The following is an 18539-nucleotide window of genomic DNA, read 5'->3' as shown; positions in this document are numbered from 1 at the left end:
CTTTAGGAGAAATTATGTGGATTGTGCTTATTTTTGTGATTATAACTATAGGTTATTTTTTATTTTTTTGGATAATTCCTTTTTCGTTGAAAGGGGCTATCTATGATCCAAGTAATAAGGAAGCAGTTAAAAAAATGGTTGAACTTGCCCAGATTAAACCTGGAGAAAAGTCGGTTGATTTAGGTTCAGGAGATGGAAGGGTAGTTATTGAGTTTGCAAAAAAAGGTATCCAAGCTCACGGATACGAGATTAACCCTTTATTAGTTATCATTTCAAGAATAAATATTAGAAAGGCTGGGTTGAAAGGAAAGGCTTTTATTCATTGGAATAATTTTTGGAAAGTTGATTTGTCCCAGTATGACATTATTACAGTTTTTCAGGTGAGTTTTGCAATGGATAGATTAGAAAAAAAACTTATGTATGAATTAAAACCTGGTGCACGAGTAATATCTAATTATTGGACGTTTCCTAATTGGAGACCTAGCAAATACGAAAAGGATGTCTATGTTTATGAGAAAAAGATTAACTATATCTTTTATGAGTGAATGAAGAATGAGGTAAAATGACAAAATATTTTTTTATCCTGTTAATTTTTATACCTTTGGTTTGTTTTTCCTTTAATTTGTATTATTTTCCAGCTACCCTTCATATAGAAGATGACAGATTAGTAAATTTTTCAAATCAGTTTTGTATAAAGTTTAATGAGCAAATCGCAGTATTAGAGGCAAGTTCTCTTGAAGAGTTTACTGAATTAACTAAATTACCTTACTCATATTATGCAGGTGCGTTGATAGTATCAAAAAACGATTATTATATAGTAACCTTACCGTTTGACGTATTGCACAAGAAAGGAATATTTTATAGTACATTAGTTCATGAGATAATGCATTATTATCTTGAAAGTTATTTTGATTTTTCCGAGGAGGAACAAGAAGATATAATTTCACAATTTATAAACTAATTAATAATCATTAAAAATAAGTACTTTTGTACCTTTGAATTAACTGCTACTCATTTACTACCTTACGAGGGGGAATTAAAATGAAGATACAATTGTACAACGTTTTTGTGGAACCATTTAAAATTGCTTTTAGTAAAGAGCCTATAATACTTATTCCTCTTTTCATTAGCATATTACTTACTATTATTTTTGATATTATTGGCCAATTTGGTCCAGTCGCTTATTTTGTCTCAGTCATGCTAACAGGGATTTTTAACACTTTTTTCTATGCATGGACTACAATATTGTATAACGAGTTTAAAGAATATGAAAAAGCTGACATGAGAGATAGTTTTGCAAGGATTAAGAAACTTTTTCTTGATATTACGATACTTTCGATTTTTGTAGGTTTTTTAATTTCTATAGGATTTATGGCTTTTGTGATACCAGGTATTATTTTAGCACTTTTTCTTATTTTTTCTCCTTGTGTTTTTGTGGTAGAAGATGTTTCATTAGCTGATTCAATAAGAAAAAGTTTTTCTTTTGTTTTTAAGGCAGAACATTTTTTCCAGATATTAATTGTATTGGTTGCCATATTTCTTTTGGGATTAATACCTTATATAGGTGTTTATATATCAACCTTACTTGAGTTTTTGTGGCTTCCTTATCTTTATGTATATTATCATGATAACAATCAAGTAGTCGCTCCTCAAAAACCTCAGGTTAAAGAAAATAAACAAGATTAAAAGAAATTTAGCGTTAGTGAAGATTAGAAGTCGAGGATTTTTTGTGTAAATAATCAAATTCAAAACATACATAAAGTAAGGATTTTAGAATTTCTAAAGTGAGTATATTTGAAATTATAGAGGAGGTGTTTTATTTGAATAAAAAAAAGGCTTTAGGTATATTGGAATATGCGTTAGCCAAGGAAATTGAAGGCATGCAATTTTATGAGTCTAAATCAAAAACTGTAAAAATTAAACAGGTAAAAGAAACATTTGAAGAACTTAGTAACATGGAGAAAAATCATGCAGATTATATAACCAGTCTTATAAATGAAATAGATGAACATGATTATGTACATTTTAGGCAAGAAACAGATATAGGTCAATCCTTTCGTAAAAAAGCTGAACAGGAAATACCATATTCTGGGGATTTTAGTGCGCTAAGATCTGATATTCCTGTTTTGAGGATGGCTTATTTGATAGAAGAAGACTTTATGAATTTTTACAATCAAGCTGCTGAAAGAGTGGAGGATGAAGAACTCAAGAAGATTTTAAAACATTTAGCAGAGTGGGAAAAGAATCACAGAGACATGATTTATAAGTTGTATCAAAAAACTGCAAAAGATTATTGGGAACATGTTGAAGTTGAGCCTCTATTTTAGAGTTAAATAGTAGTAGGGATGCCTTATAGCATCCCTACTTTTTAATTTTATCATTTTCCTGCCAGCAGACTCCCACTTCTGTAAGTGGGTGATGAATTGCAGTTCTAAAACATACTAAATCCTTTCCTAAACATATATGGCTTAACTAAATCTGTTTTAACTGGCTTAGACATTTCCATTAGCTTAATATATTTACCTTTGTTCTGTACACCTTGAACTGAATATTTTTTGCTCTCAAAGGTAACAATATCTTTAGGCTGATAAGCGTATCTTTGCTTACGAATATTTCTTCTGCCTTTTGATTTTTTAGCTCCACGATACTTATGAAGATTTTCTTCATTTAAGTTTTTGTTCCGTGTCCTTCTACCACAGAAAAGCTCTTGTCCTGTTTTAATAGACTTATCTCTTATATCAACATATTTTGCATCATAGAACTTTTCGAGTGAACGATTGTTTCTCCTAATTTGCTCAAAATAGATAGGTTCTATTCTCTGTTGATTAATTCCACCTGCTATGCAAAATGCATCGTTATAATGTGTCTTTTCCAAACCAAGACTTACTCTTTTGGATTTTGTAATATAACCGTAAGTGTAGTCACACATCAGCGCATTGACCAATTTCCATCTTATAGTAGACATAAATGTTGCGTCCTTTAATGGTTTTTGAACAGGCTTCATTCCATACAATTTACCTCCATCAAGGTAAGTCAGGCCGAAGCCTGTAGGTCCACATCGCCAATGTTATAGCAGGTTTAATGGTAACAGCACTTCTCCTACCCCTCAGAGATGTTTAACCATTACCCTCAGAGCATGGGACTTGTGGAGCATCCCACGGTGACTATATATTCTGCTATAACTAATCATTAGCAAAAGCTAATGACATAGGCTAATCAACCGAGCTTGTATTTCTACAAGCCCCCGCCTCTAGGGGCGGTGGGTAATTGACTTTTGTTAAATTATTATTTATTAACTAGCATATGCTACACTTCGTTTTTCTCTTATAACAGTAACTTTAATAACACCAGGGTATTGAACTTTTTCTTCGATTTGAACAGCTATATCATGAGCTAATTTTTCAGCTATAGAATCATCTACTTTATCTGGCTGAATGATAACTCTCAGTTCTCTTCCAGCTTGAATTGCATAAGCCTTATCAACATGTCTGAAACTCTTTGCAATTTCTTCGAGTTGCTCGATTCTCCTTATATAATTTTCTAAAGTTTCTTTTCTGGCTCCTGGTCTAGAAGCGGATAGTGCATCGCTTGCTGCGACTAAGACTGCTTCCGGTGTCATTGGGTCAACTTCATCATGATGATATTGAATTGCATTCACTACTTCCATTTTTTCTCCATACCTTCTTGCAATCTGACCTCCAACTAATGCATGCGACCCTTCAACTTCATGGTCAACTGCTTTTCCCAAGTCGTGAAATAGAGCAGCTCTTTTGGCTAATTCTACGTTAAGACCTAACTCACTTGCCATAAGCCCAGCAAATTGAGCCACTTCTATGGAATGTTCCAAAACATCTTGTCCATAGCTTGTTCTGAATTTTAGCCTTCCAAGTAATTTTATGATTTCATTATGTGGTTGTTTGATTCCTACCCTTAACACAGCTTCTTTTCCAACTTCTTTAATATATTCCTCAACTTCTTTTTTTGATTTTTCGTATAGTTCTTCAATTCTTGCTGGATGAATTCTACCATCTGCTACTAACATTTCTAAGGTTCTTTTAGCAATTTCTCTTCTTAAAGGATTAAAAGAAGATATTACCACAATTTCTGGTGTATCATCAATTATTAGATCGGTACCTGTTAGTTTCTCAAAAGTTCGTATATTCCTTCCTTCTCTACCAATAATTCTACCTTTCATGTCATCAGTAGGTAGTGAAACGGTAGAGGTAGTAAGTTCCGCTGTTACATCTGATGCGTATCTTTGAATAGCTGTAGTAATTACCCATCTTGCATACTTTTTTGATTCTTCTTCGTAATGTTCTTTAATTTCTTTGAATTTCTGAGCGATTTCTAATTCATATTTTTCCCTTGTTTGTTTTAAGACTATTTCTTTAGCTTCTTCTTCTGAAATTTTTGCAATTTCATTTAATTTGGTTTCTAATTCAACTTCTAGTTGATGGGTATTAGCAATTTGTGATTCTAACTTTTCTTTAAGTTTTTCTATATTTTCTTCTTTTTTATCTAAAAGCTCTTCTCTTCGAATTAACCTGTCTTCCATGGATTTTAGTTCGTCTCTCTGCTTTTTTATTTCTAGGTCAAATTGTTCTCGTAACTTTTGTATTTCATCTTTAGCTTGTACAATTTCTTTTTGCCTTAAAGTTTTTGCTTCTTCTTCAGCTTTTTGTAAAAGTTCTTGTATTTCTTTTTGTTTGCTTTCTAATTCAGATTCAAGGTTTGCTTTTTTCTCTTTTAAAGAACCTATGACTTTTTTATTACCAATGTTAATCCCTAAAAATAACGATAAAATAAAAACAAATGCACAAATTATAGTTGTTATAATTAATTCTCCCAATTTTGATCACCTCTCAAGTCTTCTATAACACAGTTTATTATGTCTGGCTCAAAACCTCTTCTATATAAATATTTCCTAGTTTTAAGCTCATCTTTGGTTTTAGTGTAATATTTTCTTGCAATTTCGGTTGCTATTTCATGTAAATCTATTTCATCAGATATTTTATTTAATGCCTTGTCTATGTATTTTTCTTCTACACCTAGCCGTTTTAGTTCGTTTTTTATGAACATGGGTCCCTTTTTATCAAGGGTTAATTTATCATAACTAAATAAATAAGCGAATAGTTCATCATTTAACAGTCCACTATCTTTGAATTTTTCAATTATTGATAAAGAAGTTTCTTCAGAAAAACCTTTCATTTTTAGCCTTTGAAAAAGTTCTTTTTCTGATCTTATTCTATATTTTATTAAACTCAATGCAGCTTTTTCAGCTGCTTTTTCGTCAAAAGGATCAATTTTTGGATTTTTCTTTTTCAACTTTATTTATTTCTCACTCTCTTTTGATTTTTCCTTTTCCTTTTCAGTTTCTTTATTTTTTGCTTTATTAGGTTTCTCAAATTTTTCTGTTAGATAATCAGGTACCACGATTCCATGTTTTTTTCTTATTGTATATTCTAGATAATCCAAAATATCAGGATTCTGGATAAGATAAGCAACAGAATTAGTTTTGCCTTGTCCTAAACTTATTTCTTCACCTTTATCATCGATATACGAAAACCATGCACCTTTTCGTTGAATTAAGCCTTCTTCTAAGGCTAAATTGAATATATCGTTTTCCTTTGCAAATCCTCGACCGAATATCATATCAACATTAACTTCTTTAAAAGGCGGGGCAACTTTATTTTTAACAACTTTTAGAACACTCTCATTTCCTATTTGGTCTTTTCCCTCTCTTATTGCTGCTCCCTTTCTAGCTTCAATTCTTATTGTAGAATAGAATTTCAAAGCAATTCCACCAGTAGTTGTTTCAGGATTTCCATATAATACGCCAATTTTCATTCTTATTTGGTTTATGAATATAACAATAGACTTTGATTTACTTACACTGCCAGCTAATTTTCTTAATGCCTGAGACATTAGTCTTGCTTGAAGTCCTACATGTGCATCCCCCATAGAACCTTCGATTTCCGCCTTTGGAACCAAAGCTGCAACTGAATCTACAACGATTATATCCACAATATTAGAGCGAACCAATGAATCAACAATTTCTAAGGCTTGTTCTCCAAAATCGGGTTGAGAAACAATTAATTTATCTACATCAACCCCAAGTTTTTTAGCATATTCTATGTCTAAAGCATGTTCGGCATCTATAAACGCAGCTATTCCGTTCAATTTTTGAACCTCTGCTAGTGCTTGAAGTGCAAGAGTTGTTTTTCCTGATGCCTCATTTCCGTATATTTCAATTATTCTTCCTCTAGGATAACCCCCAATACCTAATGCTATATCAAGAGATAAACATCCTGTAGGAACTACAGAAATATCTCTGTTGTCTAAACCTTTTCCCATTATCATTACAGATCCTGTTCCATGCGTTTTTTCAAGCTCTTTGACTAACTTCTCAAGCAAAGCATCTTTATTGATATCTTTAGAATCATCTTTGGCCATTAATTATTACGCCTCCCTCAAAATCAATTGTATACAACTTATTGTACATAGGTCCATTTTTTGTCAACTCTGAAGAATATATCTCTATTGAATTGACAAAAACTTTTATTTCTTCAAAACTAGTTGAACTTAAAAGTTCTTTCCAATGTTTAGGATAGTTTTTAACTCTTCCAATAGTGATATGCGGTGTAAAAACATTTTCTTTTACTTCAAACTCACACATTTTGAGAACTTTTTTTATTTCTTCATATAACCCATTTAAGGTGGTATCTTCTCTTATTCCTAGCCATAACACCCTAGGAATAGAGTTCCTTTCAAAAAATCCTAATTTTTCAACATAGAAATGAAAGGTTGGAAATCCAGCAAGCCTGTCTCCTATTTTATAAGCTAGCTGAGCTAATTTAGTAATATTCTGATCACCAAGAAAAAAAAGTGTCAAATGGGTATTGCTTGTTTTCGTCCAGGAAGCTCTAAAACCCATTCTTTTTAGTTTTTCTATAAGTTCATCAGAAGTTTTTTTAACTTTTTGATTGGTTTCGATTGCGATAAATGATCGAACTTTATCTGCATCTAACTGCTGCTTAGTTTTCTTTGACTCAATCATAATAAAGCTCCTCCTTTGTGTTACTTAACTTCGTTAAGCCTCTGTAAATGCTTTCAAATTTTTGATAGTGTAATTTGCAGCAGAGACCAAACTTATGATAAGTGTTAAGTACAACAAGATATTGCTAAGAATATTCCAAAGTTGCAAATAAATCAATACAATTAAGACTATTTCTAGAACTGTTTTTATTTTTCCTAAGATGTCAGCGGGTATAATAATATCTTTACTTGCTAAAAACATTCTAAGACCACTAACATACGTATCTCTGCCAACAATTAATGCTACAAACCATCCAGGAATATTTCCTGTGGTTAATAATGCAATAAAAGTAGAATTTATTAGTATTTTGTCAGATATTTGATCAAGAAATTTGCCAAGATCAGTAACCTGTCCCTTTTTTCTAGCAATTAATCCGTCAAATAAGTCTGTTAACGAAGCAACAATGAATACTATTAATGCTGCTATGAAATATTTTTCTCCTAATGCTGTTAGTATAAAGACAGGTATAGCTAGAAATATTCTAGAAAGGCTTAATAAATTGGGAATATTCATTCTCTACTACTTCTCCTTCCAGATCGTATTCATAATTTCCGGTTACTTTTACGTTTACAAACTCCCCAAGCTTTATCTTTTTCTTGCATTTAAAAAAGATGTTTCCATCAATCTCTGGAGCATCAAGATAAGTTCTTGCAATATAAACATTATCTTCTTGTTCTTCGACTAATACTTTTAAAGTTTTTCCTACAAAAGAGTTCATAACTTCACTTGATATTTTTTGTTGAGTGCTCATAAGTTCTTCTTGTCTCTTTATTTTTGTTTCTTCATCTACATGATTTGGCATGTTATATGAAGGTGTATCTTCTTCTTTAGAATAAGTAAAGCTTCCAAGCCTTTCAAACTTTATTTCTTTTACAAAATCTATAAGCTCAAAAAAATCTTCTTCGGTTTCGCCTGGAAATCCTACCATTAAAGTTGTTCTTATTGCGGATGGATATTTTCTTATTTGCTCTATTAGATTAATTAAATCCTGTTTCTTTTTTATCCTACCCATTCTGGTTAAAATGTTGGAAGAAATGTGTTGAATAGGTACATCAAAATACTTAACTACTTTATCAGTGTAATGAATGGTTTCAATTATTTCTTTATTTAAAAAATCTGGGTGTAAATACATTACCCTTATCCAAAACTCACCCTTTATGGTGTTTAACGTTTTTAATAACTCAGGTAGAGCTTGTTTTTTGTAATTGTCAACACCATATAAACAGCTATCTTGCGATACTAAAATGATTTCTTTCACACCATTATTAACCAGAAATTCGACTTCTTTTTTAATATCAATTATATCCCGACTTTTTGGTTTACCTTTAAAGGAAGGTATAGAACAAAAAGTGCAATTTCTGTTACATCCATCACCAATTTTAACATATGCATAATATTCAGAAGGCTTAGATCTAGCTTTATATTCATAAATAGTTTCTGGTTCTGTATCTTTGTACATACACACGCCATTTTCTAATTTGTCAACAATAGTATAGGGCGATAATACGCCATAAAGCCCATCAAGCTCGGGTATTTCTTCTAATATTTCTGTATAATACCTTTCTGACAGGCAACCAAATGGAATAACTTTTAAATCTTTTTTTTCATTCTTAAGCATAAGATATTCAAATATCACTTCAATACTTTCTTTTTTGGCGTCTTCTATAAAACCGCATGTATTTATAAAAATATAATTTGCATTTGCAGGATTGGATGTATATTCATAGCCTTTACTTTCCAGTATACCTCTAAGGATTTCTGAATCAGCGTCATTTTTTGGACAACCTAGTTTCACTATATGGAACCTGTTCATCAATTACCTCCATGAATTCTTTGTTTATAATCACTTTAAAAATTCTAAAACTTATATTCAATTAATAATTTAAAATTTCACTTTTCAAAGATATTATAATTCAAACAAGTGGAGGAAAACTCCACCATTGTACCCTTATAAAATCAATATTTTAATTTCTGTAGATTCAATTTTCTATACTTTGTAATAATCATGCTAGTTTTAGTTTATCAATTACACTATAATATTTTAGTTAATTGAATTATATCAGATTTTTTTTAAAAAAAGAAGAATATAATTTAATAAATATTATACATATGTATAATATTTATTTTTGCCAACTTTTACCAACAGTTACATCTACTTTCAAAGGAACATCTAATTCTACAGCATTTTCCATGCAATTTTTAACGATTGTTGTGACCTTATCTACAATTTCTTCTGGTAGTTCTATCAATACTTCATCGTGAACTTGCAGTATTAACTTAGCCTCTTTTGGAAGTTCATTATATATATTTATCATCGCCAGTTTCATAATATCAGCTGCACTTCCTTGTATAGGGGCGTTTATAGCGATTCTTTTTAATTCTGACTTAGATGTTTTGATATTTTTTAAGAATCGTTTTCTGCCAAAAATTGTTTCTACATATCCATTCTTTTTTGCTAATTTTAAACTTTCTTCCTGAATTTCTTTGACTTTTTTATACGTTTCAAAGTATTTATCAATAAAGTTTTTGGCATCTTCTACAGGTATTCCGAGATTTTCAGATAGGCCATATGCTGATGAACCATATATTAGAGAAAAATTAACAGTTTTGCCTATTCTTCTCATATTTTGGTCAACATCTTCTAATTTTACACCAAATATTGCAGCAGCTGTTAGTGAATGTACATCTTTATTGTTTTTGAAAGCATCAATTAGAATAGGATCTTTTGTTATATGAGCTAAAACTCTTAATTCTATTTGTGAGTAATCTGCGCTTAATATGCAATAATCTTCTTTTTGGGCTTTTAAGGTTTTCCTAATTCTTTCTCCTTCTTCTTCTCGTATAGGAAGATTTTGTAAATTAGGTTCGCTACTACTTAGTCTTCCGGTTGCTGTTCCGGTTTGATTGAAGGAAGTATGAACCCTTCCCGTCTTTTTATTTACCAATTTAGGGATGGCGATTATATAAGTTGAGAGAAGTTTTTGATACTTTCTATATTCTAGAAGCGTTGCAATTATTGGATGTTCATCTTTTAAAGCTTCTAAAGAATCAGCGTCAGTAGAATATGAACCACTTTTGGTTTTTCTTTTTCCTTTTAAGCCTAAATGATCATAAAGTAATTCTCCAACCTGTTTAGGAGAGTTTGGATTAAAATCATATCCTGCCATTTTTCTCATTTGAGAAAGTAAACTATCTAATTTTTTGTTATATTCTTCTTCAAGTTCTTTTAATTCTTTTAAGTCAAAATATACGCCATTTACTTCCATTTCGGAAAGAACATTAATGGTTGGCATTTCAATTTTTTCAAATAAGGCAATTAAGTCAAATTCTTCTAACTTAGGTTTCAATACTTCAAATAATCTATATGCAATGTCTGCGTCTTCTCCGGCATAATCAGCAACTGTTTTCTTGTCCATATCTCCTAAGGTTAATAATTTTAGGTCACTTTTATTATTGTTTCCCATTATTTCTTTATATTTTATTGTTTTATAATCTAAATATTCTTTTGCTAGATCATCAAGATTGAATCTTCTGCTGTCAGGGTTTAAGAGATAAGCGGCAATCATGGTATCAAAATAAATATTGTTTAGATTTAATTCATTAACTTTCAAAACTGATACGTCATATTTTAGGTTTTGTCCGACTATCTTCTTTTTAGATATTAAATTTATCAGTTCCTCTGTTATTTTCCATCGTTTATCGTCTTTGTACAGATCTAAAAAATAAGCTTCAAATGGTTTAATGCATATAGCTATTCCAACCAGATCAGCTTCATAAGGGTCCAATGAGGTAGTTTCGAAATCTATCGAAATGATTTCATGTTCATCAATTATTTTAAACAATTCTTTGTAATTTTGTGATGAGAAAATTGAATATTTTCCTTTTGATGAATAATTTCTCTTTTCTCCTTTATTCTCCGTATTTTGCATTGTTATTTCATTGTTTATTTGATCTTGCGATTCAGCTAAATCTAATTCTTTCAAAATAGAGTTAAATTCTAAACGAATTAACAAATCTTTTAATTCTTTTTTAAATCCTCTATATATGATTTCTTCATCTTTGTAAATATCTTCTATAGGTGCATCGGTCATTAATTGGACTAATTTTTTGCTTAAAAACGCTTCTTCTTTTTGTTCTTCTAACTTTTTTTTAACTGCCCCTTTTATTTTGTTTAAATTATTAAAAATGTCTTCTAGATTTTCGAAATCTTTAAGAAGTTTTTGAGCAGTTTTTTCACCCACTCCTTTTACTCCAGGAATATTATCAGAAGCATCTCCCATAAGGGCTAATAAATCTTGAATTTTTTCTGGAGGTACACCCATTTTATTTTCAACTTCTTTTGCATCGTAAAGTACAATTTCACTAATGCCTTTTTCAGGCCTTAAAATGAATACATTATCTTTTACCAACTGCATCATATCTTTATCTGAAGTTATAATATATACTTTATCATAAAGATTCTTTTTTTTCTCAACAATGGAGGCAATAACATCATCAGCCTCATAGTTGTCCATAGCGATTACTTTGATACCTAAATTTTCAACAAGTTCGTAAATATAAGGTATCTGTTGAATATATTTTTCAGGAGTTTCAGGCCGTTGTGCCTTGTAACTTTCAAGAAGTTCATTTCTATATGTAGTAGTCTTTTTATCCATAACAAAAATAATGGAATCTTCATCTTTTTTAACATATGTTTTTAATAATTTTAAAAGCATTCTAGTAACTCCATAAATTGCATTAGTTGGGATGCCATCACTTGTGCTCATCCATTCTCCTAATGCAAAAAAAGCTCTATATGCAATTCCAGAACCATCTATTAAGTATAAATCTCCTATTTTACTCACCTTCTCGTTATAATAATTATTGTTTATTAGTTGTTATTAATCTGAATTTTCCTGTTTTAGGATCTGGTTTTAACTCTGAAACGACCTCAATTTCAAAGGAAACATTCTTCATGTTTTTTTTCTGAAGAAGATTGCTCAGTTTTGTTCTTACATTATTGATTATTTGAGTCTCAGAAAGTTTGGATTCTTTAGAAATAACGATTTTAAATATGAAAGATACGTCACTGGTTTGAACAAACTGAAAGGCAGTTACTCCTTCTACAAAGATTTCAGCGATTACTATTGGATGTATAAAGTCTTTTTCTCCGTCTTCGTTTATAAATATAGGAGTTATTTCACTTCTTCCAATTATTTCATCAACTTTTGTGAATGGCCATATTGTATTTTTATCACTTAATGTACGAAAACTATCAGATAACTGATACCTTATAAGAGGTAGGGTATAATTATATAAATTGGTTAATATAGAACCACTTTCTTGAATTTCAAGCCAAATAGCATCATCATAAATGTACATTCCATCAAGATCGTCACGGGCTACCCCCATTGCCAATGATTCTGAAGTTGCATAAGAGTTGGTTAATTCTGCTTTGTCCCACACTTCTTTTATAAATATTTTTGTATCTTTTTGTAAGATTTCTCCTCCTGTTACAATATTTTGGGGGTATATATTTAAGGTACCTTTCTTTTGAAGTTCAGCTAATATTTTTATGCCATTTGGATATCCTGTTAAAATTTGAGGTTTAAACTCATTCAATACATTCACATAGTTTTGTAAGGGGCGATTTATATCCATCACAAGGTAATCTTTATAAAAATACTGCTCAACCTGATGTAAAGGGGATAAAAAAAGACTAATTGCAGCATAATGTCCATCAATTGCACCTAAAAAAGCATATTTTTTTCGAGTAATAGTAAAATTAGAAAATATTCTTGTGGATATAGCCTTTATAAAATCCCATTCTTTTCTGCTATATAAGTAGAAACCTACTTTACCGCTGGTCCCTGAACTGTGAATTACATAATATCTATTAAATAATAAGGATGTTGGATCAGGGTTATCTGATAAGAATTTTTCAACCTGTATTTTTGTAATTCTTTTATCGATAAAGAATTTATCAAAGTTATCCATCAAAATACCTTTGTTTATCGTAGGTAAATCTGTAATATTAATAGATTCAAGATCTTTTTTCTTAATTCCAAAAGAAGTATAATATGCTTTATAAAAGGGAATGTTTTCATAAGCATACTTTACTAGTTTATTGAATTTAGTTTTTCTTATGTTTAAAATTTCTTCTCTTGATTTTGAAAGATTTTTTCTAAGATTGTTATAAAAGTAAACTGTTCGTACAAAACTCATTGAATATCAAATTCTTTCAAGAAGTATTCTAATAGTTTTTCATCATACACAACAAAACGTATCTCTTTTAAAGATTTAGAGCTGTGACAAATAAAATCATAAACGGCTGCAAAATACATTTTTACTGCTTTTTCAATTGGATAGCCAAAAATACCAGCGCTGATTGCGGGAAGTGCGATTGATTTTAGCCCTAACTCATCAGCTTTTGTTAATGAGTTATAAACTGCGCTATATAAAAGTATTTCTTCATTATTTGTTCCATCTTTCCAAATAGGTCCTACAGCATGAATTATATATTTACAATTTAGTTTTCCTCCACCAGTTACTGCTACATTTCCGGTTTTAATAAATCCATGTTTTTTAACATATTCATTTGATTCTTCTTGTATGGTAGGCCCACCTTTTTTTGCAATTGTTTCTGCTACACCCCCTCCATGTTTTAATTCAGAATTAGCAGCATTGACAATTGCGTCAACCTTTTCTTCCGTGATGTCTCCATATATGATTTTTATAAAAACGTTATTTAAATTAATTTGATTTACAATTTTGTTCATTTTTTATTCCTCCACATTCACAGATACCTATTTAGAAATATAAATATTATTACTAACAGAAAAATTATAAAGTATTATATTTCTAATATTATAACAGATTTTGAATAATAAATATTTGTTAGAAAGACAAGGAGTGGGGGCATGGTTAACTTGATATTATTTCAAAATTAACAGTAAAGCAATCAAAATAAATAATCGTGATGGTAAAATATTTATCAATAAATATTAGGTAGGTAAAAATATAAATGCAGGATTTTTTTTTCACCCAAAAAAATAAATATATATTATTATATGTAGAAACCAATAATTATTATATATCTAAGTATTATAAAAAGCACTTGTCTTTGTAGGCAGGTGCTTTTTTTCTATATTCGCTATAGAAATAGGCTTGGCACTTTTAGTACTTTTTAACTTTGAATAAGTATAAAAAATAGTTCTGTGATTCTTAAGTTCATAATAATCTAGAAAGGGGAAGGAATTATGAAGATACTTATAAAAAATGCCAATACAACTTCTCATTCAACGAATGGAATAAAAAATATAGTTATTGAAAATGAAAGAATAAGCCAGATTAGCGATACAGAGATAGAGGGTAATTTTAATTTGGTTATTGATGCGAAGTTTAAAAAACTTATTCCAGGTTTAATAGATATGCACGTTCATTTAAGGGACCCAGGATTTGAAGAGAGAGAAAATTTAGAAACAGGATTAAAAGCTGCATTGAATGGTGGGGTAACTTCTGTTGGGGTGATGCCGAATACGGATCCTTGCATTGATAATCCCTATCTTGTAGATTATTTGAATCTAAAGTCAGAAAAACTTAATTTAGCTAAATTGTTTTCTATATCAGCTGTAACAAAAAAAAGAGAAGGAAAAGAATTAGTTGAGATGGAAAAGATTAGTAATAGAGGGATTGTGGCGTTTAGTGATGATGGAAATCCTGTTGAAGATCCATATTTATTATTAAGAGCTTTGGAAATAACAAAAAAGATAAAAAAACCTATTATTAATCATTGTGAAGTCAAAGAGTTATCAAAACTGGGTTGTATTAGAGAGGGGTTTTATTCTAATTATTATGGTATTTCAGGGGTTCCCGATGTAGCTGAATCTATAATGGTAGCTAGAGATATAGAAATGGCTCGATATACTCAATCTCATATTCATATTGCTCATCTTTCTACAAAATCGTCAGTTGACTTAATAAGAAATGCAAAAACAAAGAATATTCCAGTTACTTCTGAGGTTACTCATAATCACCTTCTTTTTACCGACAAAAGTATTTCAGATTTTTCTTCCAGTAAAAAAGTTAATCCCCCACTTCCGACAATTGATGATCAATTAGCCCTAATAGAAGGAATAAAAGATGGAACTATAGATATTATTGTAAGTGATCACGCACCTTATACTAAAGAAGAAAAATCTGTAGATTTTACTAAAGCACCATACGGGATCTCAGGTGTAGAAACCCTGCTTTCATCCCTGATATTAATTTCTAAAAACCATGAGATAGATTTTTCTAGGTTAATTGATAAAGTAACTTATTTTCCTGCGAAGATTTTTGATTTGGGATTAATAGGAGATATAAAAGAGGGATATTTGGCTGATTTAGTTTTATTGGATTTGGAAAAAGAATGGCTTGTTGAAGAGAAATCACTTGTCTCTAAAGGAAAAAATACTCCCTTTTTAGGTTCAACATTGCCTGGGAAAATAGAAATGGTTATGGTATCAGGTGTAATAAAAATTATAGGAGGAAGATTTACGTGGAACTAGTTAAAGTTATTGAAAAAAAAGTAATTAAAGACTATTTTGTTCTAACTGTTGAGACAAATAAAACCTTCAATTCAAAACCTGGTCAATTTTTTATGTTAAATTTATTAGATTCTCTCAATTTACCAAAACCCTTTTCAGTAATGGATGAAAAGGGTAATTATTTATCTTTTCTAATAAAAATTGTGGGATCTTTTACTGAGAAAATTTCTTCTCTGAAGTATGGAGACTCTCTTCTTATAAGAGGACCATATGGAGTACCAATAATCAACAAAATTGATTTAACAAAAAAATATATTCTGTTAGGTGGAGGATGTGGTTCAGCACCTTTAATTTATTTTTCTAAAGAATATCCACAGTTAGTAAAAGACACACTATTTTCTTTTAAAGAGGTATACATACAATCAATTCTTCCAAAACTGACTTTGTTCATAGACGACATTATGGGAATGACTCCAGTAGAATTTCTATCTCAAAATCAAGAAAAACTGGAAAATTCAGGAGCCATACTTTGCGGTAGTAAAGGATTGTTAAATAGTTTTTTTGACACTTTTCCAAATATGAAGAATCGTTCTTATGTTTCCCTTGAAGAAAATATGGGATGTGGGTCTGGTTTATGTAAGGGTTGTCCTGTTCAAACTGTAGCTGGTGTTAAGATGGTATGTAAGGATGGACCTATTTTCAAAGCAAATGAGGTGAATTTAGAGTGGAAGTAGATGTTCTTGGGATTAAATTTAAAAATCCAATTGTTATTGCTTCGGGACCTGGAGGAAATGGTAGAGAATTAAATGAATTCATAGATCTATCTAAACTCGGAGGATTCACAACTAAAACTATTACCTTTAAGCCTAAAATTGGGAACCCACCACCAAGAATAATAAACATTGATAATGGAGTAATTAATTCAATAGGATTAGAAAATTCGGGGTTTGACTCCTTTTTAAATGATGATCTGCCATTTTTAAACGAACTCAATACCAACGTTATTGCAAGTATAGGAGGTTATAACGTTGAAGAATTTTGTTATATGATCAAAAATCTTAACAATACCAATATAAAAATTATTGAACTCAATCTTTCTTGTCCTAATGTTGATAAGGGAGGCGACACGATCTTAAATGATTTAGAAGAAACAAAAAAGATTGTTAAACAAGCGAGTAAGATATCGCAAAAGCCTTTATTTGTAAAACTAGGTATTGAATGTAATTTGGAAGAGTTGGCTAAAATTGTACTTGAAAACGGGGCTGATGGTTTAACCCTTATTAACGCTCCAAAAGGGACTAAAGTGAATTTAGATAAGAATAATCCCGTAGAACTTTCACGTGGATTTGGAGGAGTAAGTGGTCCTATAATAAAACCTTTGGCCTTGAGCTGTATTTACAGAGTTAAAAAAATCTTTCCTGATGTTTCTATAATTGGGATGGGAGGCGTTGTTAGCAAAGCTGATGTTTTAGAATTTTTAAAAGTTGGGGCGACTTTAGTAGGTATTGGTTATGGAGTTATGATGGATCCACAATTACCAATTAATATTATTGACGATTTGTGAATATTTGTTGTTTCTAATATATAATGCACATTTTATAATTTCTAAAGTGAGTAAAAAGAGCAAATAAACAGGGAGGGAGTTTAGTGAAAAAATTTGTTTTAGGGTTACAACACTTGCTTGCTGCGTTTGGTGCAACTATTTTAGTTCCATTATTGGTGGGTATAGATCCAAAGTTAGCTTTATTTTCTGCAGGGGTTGGTACGCTTATATTTCATATTTGTACTAAGATGAAGGTTCCTGTTTTTCTTGGTTCTAGCTTTGCTTTTGTAGCACCTTTAATCACTGTTTTTACCCAAACAGGAGATTATGCTTATGCTGCTGGGGGTTCTGTTGTTGCGGGAGCTCTTTATTTGGTTTTTGCGATGATTGTTAAGATCGTAGGGGTAGAAAAAATTTCGAAATTATTTCCACCACATATTGTAGGAACAATGATAATAATTATTGGCATGACACTAGCTCCAACTGCAGTAAGTATGGCCTCTGAAAATTGGATAATAGCATTAGTTGCTCTTTCAACTGCTTTATTAATTTCTACATTGACAAAAGGTTTTGTAAGTAATTTATCAGTTATTATTGGAATGTCAGTAGGATACATAGTAGCATCTTTAATGGGTGAGGTTGATTTTTCTATATTAAAAGCAGGATCAGTGTTTGCTGTTCCCGAGTTTGTAATTCCTAAGTTTAGGTTGGATGCAATATTAATAATTGCTCCAGTTGTGTTGGCCACCTTTATGGAACATATTGGAGACATAACTACTAATGGTAGTGTTGTTGGTAAGGATTTTGTCAAAGATCCGGGTTTACACAGGACATTAATTGGAGATGGTTTAGCTACAATGTTTGCAGGTTTAATGGGTTCTGTTCCTAATACTACATATAGTGAAAATACTGGGGTACTTGCCATAACTAAAAATTATGATCCTAGAACATTAAGAATTGCAGCAGTTCTTGCAATAGCATTTTCTTTTTTTAATAAAGCCGGTTTATTTTTACAGACTATTCCACATGCAGTAATTGGAGGTGTGAGTTTTATTCTTTTTGGAATGATAGCCTCAATTGGGGTTAAAACATTAGCTAATTCTAAGGTAAATTTTGATAATCCTAAAGTTTTAATGATTATTGCAGTGATGCTTACTATTGGACTAGGTGGGGTAAAAATAACTATAGGAAATTTTGAAATGGCAGGAGTGGCTTTAAGTTCGTTAGTTGGAATTTCTTTAAATCTAATTCTTCCCGATGAGCTGCTAAAAAAAGCAGATAAAAAAGTCAAGGTTTCAGATAAAAAAGAGTACATAGAAATTAAGTGAAAGGGAGTCTTTCGGCATTTTTTCAAAAGATAAAATTAGCTTCTCATAGAATTAATTTTTGAGTA

The 18539-nt window shown here is 30.8% G+C and carries 18 protein-coding genes; 8 read left to right on the top strand and 10 right to left on the bottom strand.

The window, feature by feature from the left end:
- Nucleotides 1–14: 14 nt before the first annotated feature.
- The 4 genes from DTL3_RS00380 to DTL3_RS00365 all read left to right on the top strand — a co-directional run bounded on the left by DTL3_RS00380 (nt 15) and on the right by DTL3_RS00365 (nt 2327).
- On the top strand, nt 15–545 hold the full coding sequence (locus DTL3_RS00380; protein ID WP_052670181.1) for a class I SAM-dependent methyltransferase: 531 nt from the start codon (nt 15–17) through the stop codon (nt 543–545).
- 77 nt (nt 546–622) lie between these two features.
- The gene (locus tag DTL3_RS00375; RefSeq protein ID WP_231854016.1) at nt 623–961 is read left to right on the top strand and encodes a hypothetical protein; all 339 of its coding nucleotides are present in this window, start codon (nt 623–625) and stop codon (nt 959–961) included.
- A gap of 80 nt (nt 962–1041) precedes the next feature.
- Nucleotides 1042–1686, top strand: coding sequence for a YciC family protein (locus DTL3_RS00370; RefSeq protein ID WP_045087037.1), 645 nt, complete (start codon nt 1042–1044; stop codon nt 1684–1686).
- Between the two features lie 134 nt (nt 1687–1820).
- Nucleotides 1821–2327, top strand: coding sequence for a ferritin-like domain-containing protein (locus DTL3_RS00365; protein WP_052670179.1), 507 nt, complete (start codon nt 1821–1823; stop codon nt 2325–2327).
- 104 nt (nt 2328–2431) lie between these two features.
- Here the strand turns inward: DTL3_RS00365 and DTL3_RS00360 are convergent, their stop codons facing one another.
- The 10 genes from DTL3_RS00360 to DTL3_RS00315 form a co-directional block, all read right to left on the bottom strand.
- Nucleotides 2432–3004, bottom strand: a complete 573-nt coding sequence (locus DTL3_RS00360) for a hypothetical protein (protein WP_144403444.1) — start codon at nt 3002–3004, stop codon at nt 2432–2434.
- Between the two features lie 288 nt (nt 3005–3292).
- Nucleotides 3293–4783, bottom strand: coding sequence for a ribonuclease Y (rny, locus tag DTL3_RS00355; protein ID WP_171820615.1), 1491 nt, complete (start codon nt 4781–4783; stop codon nt 3293–3295).
- A 53-nt stretch (nt 4784–4836) separates the two neighbouring features.
- Nucleotides 4837–5325 (bottom strand): regulatory protein RecX, encoded by a 489-nt coding sequence (locus DTL3_RS00350; RefSeq protein WP_052670177.1) that lies wholly within the window; start codon nt 5323–5325, stop codon nt 4837–4839.
- 6 nt (nt 5326–5331) lie between these two features.
- Nucleotides 5332–6453 carry a recombinase RecA gene (gene recA / locus DTL3_RS00345; protein ID WP_045087036.1) on the bottom strand — a complete coding sequence of 374 codons (1122 nt, stop codon included), beginning with the start codon at nt 6451–6453 and terminating at the stop codon, nt 5332–5334.
- A complete protein-coding gene (gene thpR, locus DTL3_RS00340; RefSeq protein ID WP_045087035.1) occupies nt 6440–7057 on the bottom strand; it encodes an RNA 2',3'-cyclic phosphodiesterase in 618 nt (205 codons plus the stop codon). The genes recA and thpR overlap by 14 nt, the downstream gene beginning before the upstream one ends.
- Nucleotides 7058–7090: 33 nt before the next feature.
- A complete protein-coding gene (gene pgsA / locus DTL3_RS00335; protein ID WP_045087034.1) occupies nt 7091–7609 on the bottom strand; it encodes a CDP-diacylglycerol--glycerol-3-phosphate 3-phosphatidyltransferase in 519 nt (172 codons plus the stop codon).
- A complete protein-coding gene (gene rimO, locus DTL3_RS00330; protein ID WP_045087033.1) occupies nt 7578–8909 on the bottom strand; it encodes a 30S ribosomal protein S12 methylthiotransferase RimO in 1332 nt (443 codons plus the stop codon). Before rimO ends, pgsA begins: the two co-directional genes overlap by 32 nt.
- 307 nt (nt 8910–9216) lie before the next feature.
- Nucleotides 9217–11940, bottom strand: coding sequence for a DNA polymerase I (gene polA, locus DTL3_RS00325; protein WP_231854015.1), 2724 nt, complete (start codon nt 11938–11940; stop codon nt 9217–9219).
- Between the two features lie 16 nt (nt 11941–11956).
- On the bottom strand, nt 11957–13300 hold the full coding sequence (locus DTL3_RS00320; protein WP_045087032.1) for an acyl-CoA synthetase family protein: 1344 nt from the start codon (nt 13298–13300) through the stop codon (nt 11957–11959).
- Entirely contained in the window at nt 13297–13854 is a 558-nt protein-coding gene (locus tag DTL3_RS00315; RefSeq protein ID WP_045087031.1) for a macro domain-containing protein, read from the bottom strand. Before DTL3_RS00315 ends, DTL3_RS00320 begins: the two co-directional genes overlap by 4 nt.
- A 480-nt stretch (nt 13855–14334) precedes the next feature.
- Between DTL3_RS00315 and DTL3_RS00310 the strand changes: the two genes are divergently transcribed.
- The 4 genes from DTL3_RS00310 to DTL3_RS00295 all read left to right on the top strand — a co-directional run bounded on the left by DTL3_RS00310 (nt 14335) and on the right by DTL3_RS00295 (nt 18474).
- Nucleotides 14335–15624 (top strand): dihydroorotase, encoded by a 1290-nt coding sequence (locus DTL3_RS00310; RefSeq protein WP_045087030.1) that lies wholly within the window; start codon nt 14335–14337, stop codon nt 15622–15624.
- Nucleotides 15615–16337, top strand: coding sequence for an iron-sulfur cluster-binding protein (locus DTL3_RS00305; protein WP_045087029.1), 723 nt, complete (start codon nt 15615–15617; stop codon nt 16335–16337). Before DTL3_RS00310 ends, DTL3_RS00305 begins: the two co-directional genes overlap by 10 nt.
- Nucleotides 16328–17167 (top strand): dihydroorotate dehydrogenase, encoded by an 840-nt coding sequence (locus DTL3_RS00300; protein WP_045087028.1) that lies wholly within the window; start codon nt 16328–16330, stop codon nt 17165–17167. The genes DTL3_RS00305 and DTL3_RS00300 overlap by 10 nt, the downstream gene beginning before the upstream one ends.
- An 83-nt stretch (nt 17168–17250) precedes the next feature.
- Nucleotides 17251–18474: a uracil-xanthine permease family protein gene (locus tag DTL3_RS00295; protein ID WP_045087027.1), complete on the top strand. Its 1224-nt coding sequence runs from the start codon at nt 17251–17253 to the stop codon at nt 18472–18474.
- Nucleotides 18475–18539 lie beyond the last annotated feature (65 nt).

It is taken from the genome of Defluviitoga tunisiensis, from assembly GCF_000953715.1.
Lineage (GTDB): Bacteria > Thermotogota > Thermotogae > Petrotogales > Petrotogaceae > Defluviitoga > Defluviitoga tunisiensis.
Note: the sequence above shows the minus strand (reverse complement) of the source record. Positions and strands in the feature narration are given on the sequence as shown.

Bases quoted from the DNA above. Each gene is read 5' to 3' on its own strand.
- DTL3_RS00380 (WP_052670181.1), top strand. From the start codon at position 15: ATGTGGATTGTGCTTATTTTTGTGATTATAACTATAGGTTATTTTTTA.
- DTL3_RS00370 (WP_045087037.1), top strand. From the start codon at position 1,042: ATGAAGATACAATTGTACAACGTTTTTGTGGAACCATTTAAAATTGCT.
- DTL3_RS00360 (WP_144403444.1), bottom strand. From the start codon at position 3,004: ATGAAGCCTGTTCAAAAACCATTAAAGGACGCAACATTTATGTCTACT.
- recA (WP_045087036.1), bottom strand. From the start codon at position 6,453: ATGGCCAAAGATGATTCTAAAGATATCAATAAAGATGCTTTGCTTGAG.
- thpR (WP_045087035.1), bottom strand. From the start codon at position 7,057: ATGATTGAGTCAAAGAAAACTAAGCAGCAGTTAGATGCAGATAAAGTT.
- pgsA (WP_045087034.1), bottom strand. From the start codon at position 7,609: ATGAATATTCCCAATTTATTAAGCCTTTCTAGAATATTTCTAGCTATA.
- rimO (WP_045087033.1), bottom strand. From the start codon at position 8,909: ATGAACAGGTTCCATATAGTGAAACTAGGTTGTCCAAAAAATGACGCT.
- DTL3_RS00320 (WP_045087032.1), bottom strand. From the start codon at position 13,300: ATGAGTTTTGTACGAACAGTTTACTTTTATAACAATCTTAGAAAAAAT.
- DTL3_RS00315 (WP_045087031.1), bottom strand. From the start codon at position 13,854: ATGAACAAAATTGTAAATCAAATTAATTTAAATAACGTTTTTATAAAA.
- DTL3_RS00310 (WP_045087030.1), top strand. From the start codon at position 14,335: ATGAAGATACTTATAAAAAATGCCAATACAACTTCTCATTCAACGAAT.